14 protein-coding genes and 1 riboswitch are annotated in these 13092 nt (G+C 38.9%); of the genes, 1 reads left to right on the forward strand and 13 read right to left on the reverse strand.

The window, feature by feature from the left end:
- Nucleotides 1-10: 10 nt before the first annotated feature.
- From Q0594_RS04185 to Q0594_RS04235, 11 genes are all read right to left on the reverse strand, one after another.
- The gene (locus tag Q0594_RS04185; protein WP_298729904.1) at nucleotides 11-931 is read right to left on the reverse strand and encodes a hypothetical protein; all 921 of its coding nucleotides are present in this window, start codon (nucleotides 929-931) and stop codon (nucleotides 11-13) included.
- A gap of 157 nt (nucleotides 932-1088) precedes the next feature.
- Nucleotides 1089-1973 (reverse strand): hypothetical protein, encoded by an 885-nt coding sequence (locus Q0594_RS04190; RefSeq protein WP_298729906.1) that lies wholly within the window; start codon nucleotides 1971-1973, stop codon nucleotides 1089-1091.
- Nucleotides 1974-2701: 728 nt separating this feature from the next.
- Nucleotides 2702-3019 (reverse strand): methylated-DNA--[protein]-cysteine S-methyltransferase, encoded by a 318-nt coding sequence (locus Q0594_RS04195; protein WP_298729908.1) that lies wholly within the window; start codon nucleotides 3017-3019, stop codon nucleotides 2702-2704.
- Nucleotides 3000-4238, reverse strand: a complete 1239-nt coding sequence (locus Q0594_RS04200; protein WP_298729909.1) for a HAMP domain-containing sensor histidine kinase — start codon at nucleotides 4236-4238, stop codon at nucleotides 3000-3002. Before Q0594_RS04200 ends, Q0594_RS04195 begins: the two co-directional genes overlap by 20 nt.
- A 40-nt stretch (nucleotides 4239-4278) precedes the next feature.
- Nucleotides 4279-4731 (reverse strand): response regulator transcription factor, encoded by a 453-nt coding sequence (locus Q0594_RS04205; protein ID WP_298729912.1) that lies wholly within the window; start codon nucleotides 4729-4731, stop codon nucleotides 4279-4281.
- Nucleotides 4688-4822 (reverse strand): hypothetical protein, encoded by a 135-nt coding sequence (locus Q0594_RS04210; protein ID WP_298729914.1) that lies wholly within the window; start codon nucleotides 4820-4822, stop codon nucleotides 4688-4690. Before Q0594_RS04210 ends, Q0594_RS04205 begins: the two co-directional genes overlap by 44 nt.
- Nucleotides 4823-4867: 45 nt before the next feature.
- Nucleotides 4868-5308, reverse strand: coding sequence for a MarR family transcriptional regulator (locus Q0594_RS04215; protein WP_298729915.1), 441 nt, complete (start codon nucleotides 5306-5308; stop codon nucleotides 4868-4870).
- A gap of 379 nt (nucleotides 5309-5687) precedes the next feature.
- On the reverse strand, nucleotides 5688-6239 hold the full coding sequence (thiT, locus tag Q0594_RS04220) for an energy-coupled thiamine transporter ThiT (RefSeq protein WP_298729917.1): 552 nt from the start codon (nucleotides 6237-6239) through the stop codon (nucleotides 5688-5690).
- 53 nt (nucleotides 6240-6292) lie between these two features.
- Nucleotides 6293-6388, reverse strand: a riboswitch (TPP riboswitch).
- Nucleotides 6389-6558: 170 nt separating this feature from the next.
- On the reverse strand, nucleotides 6559-7476 hold the full coding sequence (gene pfkB / locus Q0594_RS04225) for a 1-phosphofructokinase (protein WP_298729919.1): 918 nt from the start codon (nucleotides 7474-7476) through the stop codon (nucleotides 6559-6561).
- A 15-nt stretch (nucleotides 7477-7491) separates the two neighbouring features.
- A complete protein-coding gene (locus Q0594_RS04230; protein WP_298729921.1) occupies nucleotides 7492-8250 on the reverse strand; it encodes a DeoR/GlpR family DNA-binding transcription regulator in 759 nt (252 codons plus the stop codon).
- Nucleotides 8251-8577: 327 nt separating this feature from the next.
- Complete coding sequence (locus Q0594_RS04235; protein WP_298729925.1) at nucleotides 8578-9873, reverse strand: solute carrier family 23 protein; 1296 nt, start codon at nucleotides 9871-9873, stop codon at nucleotides 8578-8580.
- A 276-nt stretch (nucleotides 9874-10149) separates the two neighbouring features.
- Between Q0594_RS04235 and cysK the strand changes: the two genes are divergently transcribed.
- Nucleotides 10150-11076 carry a cysteine synthase A gene (gene cysK / locus Q0594_RS04240; protein ID WP_298729927.1) on the forward strand — a complete coding sequence of 309 codons (927 nt, stop codon included), beginning with the start codon at nucleotides 10150-10152 and terminating at the stop codon, nucleotides 11074-11076.
- Nucleotides 11077-11290: 214 nt separating this feature from the next.
- Here cysK and Q0594_RS04245 read toward each other — a convergent pair whose 3' ends face one another.
- A complete protein-coding gene (locus tag Q0594_RS04245; RefSeq protein WP_298729929.1) occupies nucleotides 11291-12229 on the reverse strand; it encodes a 2-keto-3-deoxygluconate permease in 939 nt (312 codons plus the stop codon).
- Between the two features lie 46 nt (nucleotides 12230-12275).
- On the reverse strand, nucleotides 12276-13025 hold the full coding sequence (locus Q0594_RS04250; RefSeq protein ID WP_298648377.1) for an SDR family oxidoreductase: 750 nt from the start codon (nucleotides 13023-13025) through the stop codon (nucleotides 12276-12278).
- Nucleotides 13026-13092 lie beyond the last annotated feature (67 nt).

The following is a 13092-nucleotide window of genomic DNA, read 5'->3' on the forward strand; positions in this document are numbered from 1 at the left end:
GCCCCCTCGCTTATTGTGCTTTCTTTTGGAATAATTTTTGGTAGTAGAAGTACACAGTTGCAGCTGATGCTGCAAATGCTACTAAATAGAAGAAGATTGCAATTTTTGATCCAGTTTGTAATCCATCTACGAATGATTGTGCAGTGCGGCTTGCTGCCAATGGGTTTGTAAATGCTTCAGAAACAAGTGCATTTACTGCAGAATTTGATTTTCCACTAAAGAAATCAGATAATTTTCCAAGTGCATCTAGGAATCCGCCACCTAAGATGTTTCCTAAGAAGACAGATACTACCATTGCTAATGAAGCTACATTCACGTTAGTCCATAAGTTTTTGCCTTCTTTATGAGCTTGGTATAAGAAATATCCAGTAAATACGGCACCTACTAACGCAAAGAAGAATGATAAACCAAAGTATAAGCTTAAGTTCTTCACTTTATTAGAAAGCTCCATATATGCTGCTTGTAAACTTGTAGTATTAACCCCACCATTTGAACCAAACGCAAAACTTAGTCCATTTAACAACACTAACAGTGTGAAGATTGCAAGAGCAATTGATACACCAAAGAAGATTTTTTCAAATAAAGAATTTTTATTATAGCTTGCTACTGTATCCACTGCTTGACTCATTTTTTCTTTATTTTCTTCAGTGAATACTTTTTTGGCTGCTTCTTCCATTTTTTCTTTAGCAACACCCGCAACTTCTTTTGCTTTTTCAGTTGCTTCCCCTGCTTTTTCTTTTACGTTTTCTACAACTTCTTTAAAGTCTCCATCCGCTTCAGGAGTTTTTGCTTCTTTCGCTTCTTCAACAACTGTTTCTGCTACTTCTTTCACTTCTTCAGCTGTTTCTTTTGCTGCTTCAACTACTTCGTCTTTTACTTCTATAGCTTTTTCAGCAACTGATTCAAGATTTTTATTTTCGTTTTGATCCATCAGAGCACCTCTTTTTTAGTTAATTATTTTCTAATTTTATCACAATATTCCGCTTTCATCCACTTATAAAAATCTATAAATCCCCTTCTCAACAACGTTTCAAAACATTGAGAACAAAAAGAAGCTAGACCGCAGCCTAGCTCCTTTCAGTTAAGTTTTATTTTAAGACGGTCCCATCGGCTAATGTAATCGTATATCCATTCAAGTTAATGGTTCCTTTGTTAACTAAAGATGTAATTTTGACGTTTCCTGTCAACGTCCATGTCGCCCCCTCTTCTACTGTGATTACTGCATTATTGTCCACGGCAGTCCCTCCTTCAGCATTTTCTACTATATTGATTGTACCTGTAAAGTTTGTTCCTTTGCCCATTGTAAAGTTCAAAGTAGAAACGGTATCAACCTCAATAGCCCCTGTAAGCGTTTGGTTCGTCGTTGTTAAATCAACTTGACCACCATTGGCTCCGGCTGTCCCCCAGCCACGTGTCGCATCATTTCCTAAGATGGCTAATAATCTGCCAGATGAATCTTGATTTGTGATCGTTACGTCTTCTAAAGTAATAACGCTGTGTGTGTTTGTTACGTAGATTTGGTCTCCATTACGCCCTGTTAAAGTGCCGCCTTTCATTGTGAAAGTAGCCGTTCCACTTTCCGCATCTCCTGACATTGATTGATAAATCATAACGTTGTGCACGTTGTTGTCTGAAGAGCTGCCTTTGGTTGAGCTCATATTCCCTGTTACGTTGGTGTTTTCTAATGTGATAGAGTTCTGACCCTCGATAACAAGTGCTTCTGAGTTCTCAGCGTTTAAAGTTGCATTTTTAACAGTGACATTCGCTGTAGAGTATACGGCTGGTGAGTTGTATCCTGTAGAAGTGTACGTTCCTTTGTCTACAACTACTGTACCCCCGCCACGGTCAGTACGAATCGCTGCTGATGAATTTCCTGCGGTATTCACCGTCAAGTTTGTAGCGTTCATTGCAGCGCCACCAGTTGTTTGGATACCACCTGAGTTTCGTTGTGGTGATGGTTGTATCGGATACATTGACGGTCGTTCCAGATCCATAACTGAAAACCCCGTTCCCGTTTTGTGCTGTTGTATTTACGGTAGCGTTTGTGATTGTTACCGTTGCTCCATCGGTTGCTAAGAATCCTGCGTTCATTCCGTAGAAGTCTCCATTTTCAGTGTTCGATGTCGCTCCGGCTGTTTTGTTAACCGTTACGCCGTCTAATGTGACAGTTGCTCCTGTTACACGAAGCGCATTTTCATCATCACCAGTAGATTCATAAGTTTCTCCTGTTACGGTTGTATCTGTTGTTAAGTTAGTTGCTGCCTCACCTTGTGTCACTTGGTCGCTCCCGCCAAACCCTTCTCCTCCAGGTTTAGCTGGGGGACTCTGTTGTGCTTGGACTTGAGAAGTCGCCACCTCTTGTGTTTGTGCTTGTGTGTTTTGGCATGCAACTAAAGTTGTTGCAATAGTAATCGTGGATAATAGAACAATCATTTTGTTTCTTTTCATTTTGGTCCCCCTCGCTTCCTATCAACTATTTGTTGATGGTTTAATCATAACGAGCTTACTTAAAATGAACTTAAAACAAAAAAGTTTTTCGAAAAAAGTTTTTTCAAACTAAAAATTATCATATATGATAATTACCATATATAATAATTTCGTACGAAAAAAAGACGTTGGAATGATGTTCCAATATCTTTCGTTTTTCTATCTATCTTAAATCACTATAAAAATAAAAGCCCAATCTTTACTTCAGATTGGGCTAGTCCTCTTCAGGATTCCATTGATATTTTCTTAGCGAAATATTTGTTTGGCTTTTAAAGAGAATTCCTTCTTTTTCTAATAACTCCCTTTGCTCAAACCATCCAGGCACAAGTCTTCCACTGGCATTAACGACTCGGTGGCAAGGATAGTCCCCAAAGAGATCCACCTGACTTAAAATTTTCCCAACAAGTCTTGCATTTTTTGGTCGTCCTACAAGACTAGCAATTTGTCCATAGGTAGCCACTTTCCCTCTAGGAATTTCACCTACCACTTCTAAAACTTCATAAACAACCCGTTTATCCATTTTTTTCACCATCAATGACAAAGCGAATCTGATGGTCGCTGATTAATTCGGCGCTCAAGCGGACTTGATTGGTTTCAGCAATCTTCTTTGCAATGGCAAGTCCTAATCCACTTCCTCCTGTAGCACGATTTCTTGAGCTGTCTACCCGGTAAAATCGGTCAAATAATTGACTCACTTGTTCTTTTGTAATCGGCTCAGTGTAATTTTTAAACGAAATTTGATGTTCTTTTGCATTAACAGTAATTGTAGAACTTCCTACCGTATACTTGATGGCATTGTCTAATAAAATCCGAATTAACTCTGTGACAGCTTCCTTATTTGTTGTCATCATGCTGGAATTATTTCCGGTAAATGCAACTTGAAGTCCTTTTTCATCTAATACCGGTTGAATCTCTTCAATGATATTTTTGGTAACATCCACTAAATCCACTTTTTCTTTAGTTGTGCTTGCTTCTCCTTCGTCGTATCTAGAAAGAAGTAACATTTGCTCGACTAGGGCATTCAATCGTTTAATTTGTCTTCGATTGCTATCGACAAATTTTTCCTGAGTTCCCATCATCGCTAAAACGTCTGTATTGGCTGACAAGACAGCTAGCGGTGTTTTAATCTCATGACTCGCATTTGCAATAAATTGTTGCTGACGTTCAACATTCTCAACAAATGGTCGAATTGCTTTCTTAGAAACGACACGGACAAGAATATAAACAATTATCAAACAGGCGATAAAAACTCCCCCGGTTACCATTAATAAGCGCCACACTTGTTGGACTTCACGGTTAGCATCTACAAAAACGACCATAAAAGATGATTCTTCACCAGAAATCTTGTAACGTAAACTGCCTTCCCATCCACTCAAAGATTTGGACTCCACCAATCGCAGAGCTGACTCTTTTAAACTTGATTCTTCTACAGAGATTAAATGGGATTGATCTACAGAAGTCACTTCATTATTTTCAACTTTAACAACCGCATAACGAGTGGATAATTGGTCATCCTTTCTAAATTCACGACCAATTGGATTCCCATATGAGGGATGCTCTTTAGGAGTTTCATTGGATGGAGCATCTGGGAATGTTCCATTATTTTCAACTAACATCGTTGCCACACGATCCACTTGTTCTATTGTTTGTCGGTAGTTTATCCCATTTACAATCACTAAGACTACAAAGAGTACGATTGTAAAAGATAACATGGCACTCTTCACAAAACTTTTTTGTAGTTGTTGAAACATATGCTCCTCCTTCTTTTTTTCTAACAATATACGGGGGGACTTAGTTGTTTGCTGATTCAACGACTAATTGATAGCCCAGTCCTCGCGCAGATTTAATCGTTACATCAGCCTCAATCGTTGCTAACTTTTTCCGCAACGATGAAATATTCACCCAAACGACATTAATTTCAGCCTCAGAATCAAGCCCCCATACTTTCTCCATAATTAAATCCGTAGAAAGCACTTGATTACTATTCATCATAAAATATTCCATCAATTGAAATTCTTTATTATTTAATAATACTTGCCCTTTAGACGTCCTCATCGTGAAGGTGTCTCGGTTTAATTCAACATTTCCTAGTGTCATAACAGATGCAACAAATACGTTTGGACGACGTAGTAGAGATTTCACGCGCGCTAATAACTCAGCGCCTTCAAAAGGTTTCGTTAAATAATCATCCGCTCCTTCTTCAAGACCGGTCACTTTGTCCTCTAATTGACTTTTTGCCGTCATGAACCATTTCTACACTATATTTTTGCATTTCCAACATCATCTTCAGCGCTTGTGCTAAATCGATTTCATCTTCAGCTACTAGAATTCTCATGTTTTACCCTCCTATATAAGGATACGATTTCAACTTAAATTAAACTTAAATTGAGGATTTACATGTATTTTCAAATGAAATCAACAAATCCCGCAGTTGTTGTTTTTGCGTGCAGTTTAATCCTCTTAATGTATGTTCCATCATTTCATGCTGAGCAGGAATTAATTCATCCAACTGTTGCTTCCCTTTTTCTGTCAGTGAAATATGTTTTGTTTTCCAACTTTTCTCAATGGTAATCAATTCTAATTTTTCTAAATGATGAATACAGTGGGTAATATTCCCCTGTGTTAAGTTTAAAGTGGAGGCAATTGTCTTTTGGTCCACTGTTCCTTGTCTAAAGATTACATGTAAAACTTCAAAATGTGTTGGATTTAATCCTAGTTCTTTTAATGAAATCGAAAACTTCCGTAAATTCTCATTGTAGATTTTCATAATCATCATCCATATCTCATGAGAGACATTCATTTTTTCACATTCTGTTACCATACCAACACCTCTTTCTTCATTAACTTTACTATTGAAATGACCTCCTGTCAAACTCTCCCTCTCTTCACCCATCCTATAAAATGTTTTAACCGAAACCAGGTTCTTTTATGGAAAAAGAGTAAGAATAACGAGTGAGTTCAAATTTTATAGTGGTCATTGTAGCGGTTGTAATCGATGTGAATTACTGACACTTGGAATTCATTCCTAGTGTCAGTTTAAATCTCGATAGACCTGAGACCTAGGCTCAGGTCGGTACAGCACTAATGACTACTATAGAGTTATTTGAAGGTACGAAGTGTCTTACTCTTTTTCTCTTTCTTTTCCAACAAAAAAGAGCCCTGGTTTCAGGTTAAACCAGGACTCGGAAAGCACAATTTCCCTATTTTGCTATCCATATTTTTTTTTGACGAATCAACAAGATGCATGCAACCATAACTACTAAAAATGTTCCAACCCCTGCTGTCCCGTTAACAGATAATGAGTATACCCATGGACTTGTTCCTTCTGGAGCATATTGCCCCCAGAATAAGACTCCAGCGATATAATGAACGAAGTAGCGCACACCTACTCCTAATAATGCTGCAATTCCTGACCATACAATTGCAGAAGAATATTTATCATTTTTCAATGCTTTTTGGAAAGGTCCATATACTAAACCAGCAAGACCCATAACTGTAAATGCAATGATATATTCAATCAATACTTGTTCTACAGATAAGAATGATACTTTTCCTAGAGGGAAGTGAATCAATCCCCATAAAAGTCCAGCAGCCAAACCAGGTGTCAATCCTCTACGGAGTGAAAAAATAACAAGAATAATTGCTCCCCATGAAGGTGAAAACCACCCTGCTAGTTTTGGTACAAATGATAGTACCATTGCGAGTGCAGCGATAATTGCGACCTCTACCCAAATTAAAACATTTCTCTTCATAAAAAAAAGAGCCTCCTTCGTTTTCTTGAAAACACAAAGAGACTCCAACTAATTTCGAAATCGAATACAATTCCTACGCACGCATTAACGTAACAGGTTCAAGGGTTTGTACATACATCTCAGCCATAGAGGCACCCCTTTGTATTTTCCATTTATTTAACTGTTTTAAATATACCCTCTACTTTCCCTTTTTGCAATCCTTAAGCTCGTTTTTTACAGATTTTTTCTGATGACTTTATCTGACGAACAAACAAAAAGCTCCTAAGGAAAATCCTTAGAAGCCTTATTTCACTCAATTATTTTGTTTTCTTCTTTAATCTCACAGTTTCGTAACCACAACTTGTGGTAATAGCTCTTCAATAAATGCTTTTTCAGCGATTCCAACAGAAAAGGCTGTCGCACTTCCCGTAGCTGCTCCTTGTTTCAAGCTCGCTGCGTAATCACCTGTTTCGATAAATTTCGCCATAAAACCAGAAAGCATTGAGTCCCCTGCGCCAACTGAGTTCACAAGTGTCCCTTTTGGCACATTCGATGTGAACACTTCTCCAGCTTCTGTAATGAGCAATGCCCCATCACCACCACGAGAAATCAGTACATTTCTAGCGCCCATTTGCTGTAATTGCTTTGCATAATTTACAATTTGTTCTTCTGTCTCAATCGTTACCCCGAAAATCTCACCTAATTCATGATGATTTGGTTTAATGATAAATGGATGGTATGGAAGACATTTGGTAAGTAAATCCTTCGTTGTATCGAGGACTAATTTGACCCCTTTTTCGTCACATAATTTAGCAATAGTCGTATAAGCCGAATGGTTCATTCCATTTCCTGCATTCCCTGCTAAAAACACAACATCTCCTTCTTGAAGTCGTTCTTCAAAATAGGTGACTAAACGTCCAAAATCTTCTTTTGTTACAACCGGTCCATTTGCATTAATTTCCGTTTCTTCATTGCTCTTCAACTTTAGATTAATTCGAGTGACTCCATCGATTTGAATAAAATCGGTCCCTATACCTTCGGATTGGAGAGCTTCTTTGATGAAGTTTCCTGAAAAACCTGCTAAAAATCCAGTGGATGTATTGTCAAACCCTAATCGTTTTAGGATTACCGACATATTAATTCCTTTACCGCCTGCAACGTAATTTTCTTCCACAGAACGGTTTAATGTGCCTAGTTCACAATTAGGAACTTTTACAACAAGGTCAATTGCTGGATTAAACGTAATCGTGTAAATCATGCTATCTCTCCTCTTTTATGCGTCCATTTCAACAAGACGAATGCTACCAGCCATACGATAACGTAAGTCTGCTTGCTCTTTCGTCGTGTTTGTTACCATCGTTACTTGATGAAAATCAGCAACCTTACATAAACTTACTTTAGCAAATTTACTAGAGTCCGCCAAAACATAAGCATGATTACTTTTACTAATTGCAATTTTTTTAATTTGAGCTTCTTCTTCGTCCGGCGTTGTATACCCGTAACTGAGATCGACTCCATTCATCCCAAGAAACGCCTTCTTAAAGAAATACTCTTGAAGTTGGTTTTGAGCAATAGTGCCAATAACCGCACTCGTTTCTACCTTTACTTGACCACCTAACAACACCGTTTTGATTCCATAGTCTGCCAGAAGATGGGCTTGCTGTACCCCATTTGTAATCACCGTGACATCTTTTCCTTCTAAATGGGGAATCATTCTTAAAGTCGTTGTCCCTGCATCCATATAAATCGTTTCGCCCTTCGTTACTAAAGAGGCTGCATAGCGACCAATACACTCTTTTTCTCTTCGATTTGAACGTTCTTTTTCTTTGGTGGTCGGTTCAAACTCTTTTGAATACACTCTTTTAGCACCACCATGGATACGAATCAGAGTTCCTTCTTCTTCTAATATAGAGAGATCTCGTCGAATAGTGGATTCAGAAGCCTGGAGCGCCTCCATTAAATCCTTTAGGTGAACTGTATCATCCTTATCTAATAAATCTAAAATAATTCTTCTTCTCTTTTCAGTAAGCATGTAGTTCCTCCTAAATGTATCAATCTGCTAATTTCTTGACTGTTTCGGTTTAAAACGGTCAAAAACAATCATTTTTATATATTTTTGTAAATATTTTTAACTACATTACTTATATAATATAAAAGTATATACCCATTGGCGCAAGTAATTTAAGCTTATTTGTCAATAAAATTACCAAGAAAAACTTTACATCTTTTTGGATTACTCAGATTTATTATTAATTTTTTTATATAAATGCTATATTTTTGAACTAAACCGTCAAAAAAACACTGAAGACATCACGAATTCATGTCTTCAGTGCTTTTCTTGATATGTTTTTAATGATTATTATTCGTTATCTTCTACTTTTTCGTGAGGTAAAATGAGATTTAGTAGAATTCCTGCAATGGCACAAAGCGCTGTACCTGATAACGTTACTGGTCCTAATTGTAATACCGCAGAACCCAATCCTAGTACTAACATGGAACTTGCAATAATTAAGTTACGTACTTGACGGAAGTCTACTTGTTTTTCAATTAACACTTTCAACCCATTGGAAGCAATGACCCCATAAAGGAGAATCGCCATTCCTCCAAGTACTGCATTTGGAATCGTACGAACTAAGGCCGTGAATTTACCAAAGAAACTAAGGAGAATTGCAATGATTGCTGCGTTACGAATGACTGATACAGAAGCAATACGTGTTAGGCCCACAACCCCAGTATTTTCACCATAAGTTGTATTGGCTGGCCCTCCTAGAAAGGCAGATACCGCAGTTGCTACGCCATCCCCGATTAAGGTACGGTGTAAACCTGGATCACTCAAGAATTGCTTCCCACAAATTTGGCTGAGGACGGTATGGTCTCCAATGTGTTCTGCAATCGTCACAACAGCTACTGGTAGAAGCGCCCATGTTTCCGGACCGAAGTATAAATGATACTGATTGAAGAGGCCATTTGTATCGAACGGCAAGTATAACTCCGGTAAAGCAATCCATTGAGCTTCTATTACTTCTGTGAAATCTACTAGACCAAAGCAGATAGCTACAATATACCCACCGATAATCCCGAATAGGAATGGGATAATTTTCAAGAAACCTTTTGCTTTTGTATTAATAAATGCTGTAATGAGGAAGGTCACTACTGCAACGAACATTGGTTTCCAGTCTCCATCTTTTACAAATCCTGCGTTCGTTACCGCACTATTTGCAAGCCCTAGACCGATTACGATAATCATAGGTCCAATGACAATCGGTGGTAAAATTCGGTTAATCCATCCCGTTCCTAATAACTTTACTAAAATTGCCACTACCACATATAGTAATCCGACTAAAACGACCCCTGTCTGAGCTGCATCTGGTTTCCCGTCCATTTGCGCCATCGCAAATTGCATGGCCGTAATAAAAGCAAAAGAGGATCCCAAGTAAACAGGTACTTTAAATTGCGTCGCTACCATATAGATTAGCGTTCCTAATCCTGACGCAAATAAAGCAACCGATACTGGCATCCCCAATATTAACGGCACTAAAACCGTGGCACCAAACATCGCAAACACATGCTGCAAACTCAAGAACAGTCCAGGCACGAGCTCCGGTTTTTGATCCACATCCAACAACAGATCGACTTTTGAAGTTTGTAACTCCATTTTCCCCTCTTTTCCGGGCGTTTCTGCGCACACAAAAAGCCCTATGTTTTTTTATGCATAGGGCCAGTCTAATTCAACTTGATGGTTAGCCTTTCTCACCTCTCTGGATGAGTTTAAAAACCCTTGCTAGAGGGTAGTGTATCATAACTAAAGTGAATTTTCTATACTTTTTTTGTTTTTTTATAAAAAACTATTGTACACCCACTCATTCACAGTTACAATTAGAACCAAGCAACCCTTAAAGTTGCCCAGTCTAACTTTATGGAGGGATCATTTATGGTCAAATCAGTAGAAATTATCACAGAATTAATCGGGAACACTCCCCTTGTGAAACTAAGCCGTTTAGTTTCAGATGATTCTGCAGATGTATATGTAAAAGTCGAGTCGTTTAACGCCGGTGGATCTGTGAAAGATCGTATCGCTTTAAACATCATCGAAACAGCTGAGAAAGATGGCTCGCTAAAACCTGGCGACACAATCATCGAAGCAACAAGTGGAAATACAGGGGTAGGACTTTCACTTATCGGAGCTGCCAAAGGATACAAGGTCATCACAATTATGCCTGAATCTATGTCTATCGAACGCCGTCAATTAATGAAAGCATACGGCACAGAAGTCTTATTAACACCTGCAGCTGATGGATTCGGCGCTGCCGTTGCTAAAGCAGAAGAATTAGCAGCACAACCTGGCTACTTCTGGGCACGTCAATTCGACAACGAAGCAAATCCAGCTATCCACTATCAAACAACTGGTCAAGAAATTATTAAAGCTTTTGACGGTAAAACACCAGACGCTTACATCAGTGGTATCGGTACAGGTGGTACGATTACAGGAGTTGGTCGTGCGTTAAAAGAAGTGAACAAAGACGTCAAAATTATCGGAGTTGAACCTGAAGAAGCTCCATTTATTTCTAAAGGCCAAAAAGGAAAACACCGCATCCAAGGAATCTCTGCTGGTTTTGAACCAAGCATTATCGACCGCGAAGTCATCGACAGCTTTGAACTGGTGACAAGTGACGATGCCATCGAAACTGCGAAAAACTTAGCCTCCAAAGAAGGAATCCTTGCTGGTATTTCTTCTGGAGCCGCTGTAACTGCCGCTCTACGTGTGGCAAAACGCTTAGGAAAAGGCAAATCTGTTGTGGTTCTATTACCAGATACAGGTGAACGTTACCTTTCAACAGGAATTTTCGTCGAAGCGTAATTCATTCTAAATAATAGAAGAGTCTCAGAAACGAATCCAAAAGATTTCCATTTCGTATCTGAGACTCTTTTTGTATCAATTTTGATACGGTTCATTTTTGATACAACACAACTTTTCGATGTCACATTTTGTTACGTAACATTATTGTTACACCAAGGTAAGACAAAAAACCACCTCGGAATGATTTCCGAGGTGGTTTCCCTTTTAAATTCGGTTAAGCTTCTTGTGTTTCAGCTTCTTTTTTGTTTCCAAATTTCTTAGCGATATAAGCCGTTAAAATTGGAGTTAAAATAGCTGTTACGATTACTGAAGCTGTAATTTGAGTCGTTGCAGTTGCTTCGATTCCTTTGAACGTTGCATCTACTGCTGAAAGTGCAGCTGGCGTAGCGATAGCGCTGGCTGCCGTACTTGAAATGGCAGCACCAGCAACCCCGTTCCCACCTGTTAAGCGGTCTGCTGAGATGGACGCAATACCCCCAACAAGTGTAGTAATCACCCCTAGTAAAATACCAGGCAGACCCCCTTCAAGGATTTGGCCAAAGCTCATGTTAGCCCCTAAACAGAAACCAACAACGATAATAATGGCTGTAATCCCGTTTGAAAGAACCTTCTTCATGTATGGGAAAGCATTTCCTAACGCAATCCCTAACACAAGTGGTAAAACAGTTCCGACTAAGTTCCAAATCGAGATGTTTGCAAGGCCGGCACTACTTAATACGGCCATTGTTACCATTGGTCCAACACTTAATGTTGTAATCCCAACAGCCCCAGCATCGATTTCGTCCCCGTATACATCTACAATCCCCGCATACATGGCATTATTGGCTACTGAAATAGCACCGATAACGGCAACAGCACTAAGTCCGAGGAAGTTGTCGTTGAATACTTTTGCAACCAATAACCCTAAGACTACAGATACCGCAATTTTCGCTAAAATAATCGCTGCTCCACGTCCAACGGCTTTTGGTGTGTTTTTAAGAGAAATGGTACCCCCGATAATGAAGAGGAATGCCCCAACAAGTGGTCCAGCACCTTTCACGATTGGAGTGGTAAATCCACCAATTTGTAATATTTGAGGGAAAAATGTATTTATCACACATCCAATAAACATTGGAATAATGATTGTATCCCCAGGAATTTTAATCTTTTTCATACTGTTCACAATCCTTCTCTGATTTGGAATAAGAATCTAGCTAAAATCAACCATCTAATGTGATACCGCCATCGCAGTCACCGATTTCCCCTGTAACGAAGCTTGCAAGGTCGCTTGCAAAGAAGAGAATCATTTGCGCAATTTCAGTAGGTTCTGCACGACGTCCAAGAGGAATCATGCTAATTACTTTTTGGCTCTTTTCTTTATCTTCTGATAATACGGTTGTCATATCTGTACGAGTGAATGAAGGACATACAGCGTTACATGCAATATTGTATTTACCGCCTTCTTTAGCAACGGCTTTTGTTAAACCATTTAAACCAGCTTTAGAAGAAGCATAAGCAGCAGTACCTAAAAGTCCACCCCCAAGTTTAGCAGCAACTGAAGATACGTTTACGATACGTCCACCTTTGTTTTCGATAAAGTGTGGGAAAATGGTGCTGATTGTTGAGAAGCATCCTGAAAGGTTGATGCGGATTGTTCTTTCCCATTCTTCGTATGTTAATTGGTCGAATGGTTTAGCACTAATAACTCCAGCGCAGTTCACTAAGATGTCTACTTTGCGTTCTGCTAAAATTTCGTTCATGCTTTTTACGATAGATTCATGATTTCCTAAATCCATGTATTTGAAGCTTGTGTGTTCTGGTCCGAATTCTTCAACGGTTTTGTTTGCTGCAGCTTCATTAATATCTGCAATCACAACATAACCACCGCCGTCAACGATACCACGAACGATTTCTTTACCAATACCATTTGCACCACCAGTGACAATGGCAACTTTACCTGTGAAATCCATAAAATCACGTCCTTTGATTTGATATGTTCATTCTATCACTAAATAATGAACATTCGACTCTTTTTAT

It is taken from the genome of uncultured Granulicatella sp., assembly GCF_938030755.1.
Lineage (GTDB): Bacteria > Bacillota > Bacilli > Lactobacillales > Aerococcaceae > Granulicatella.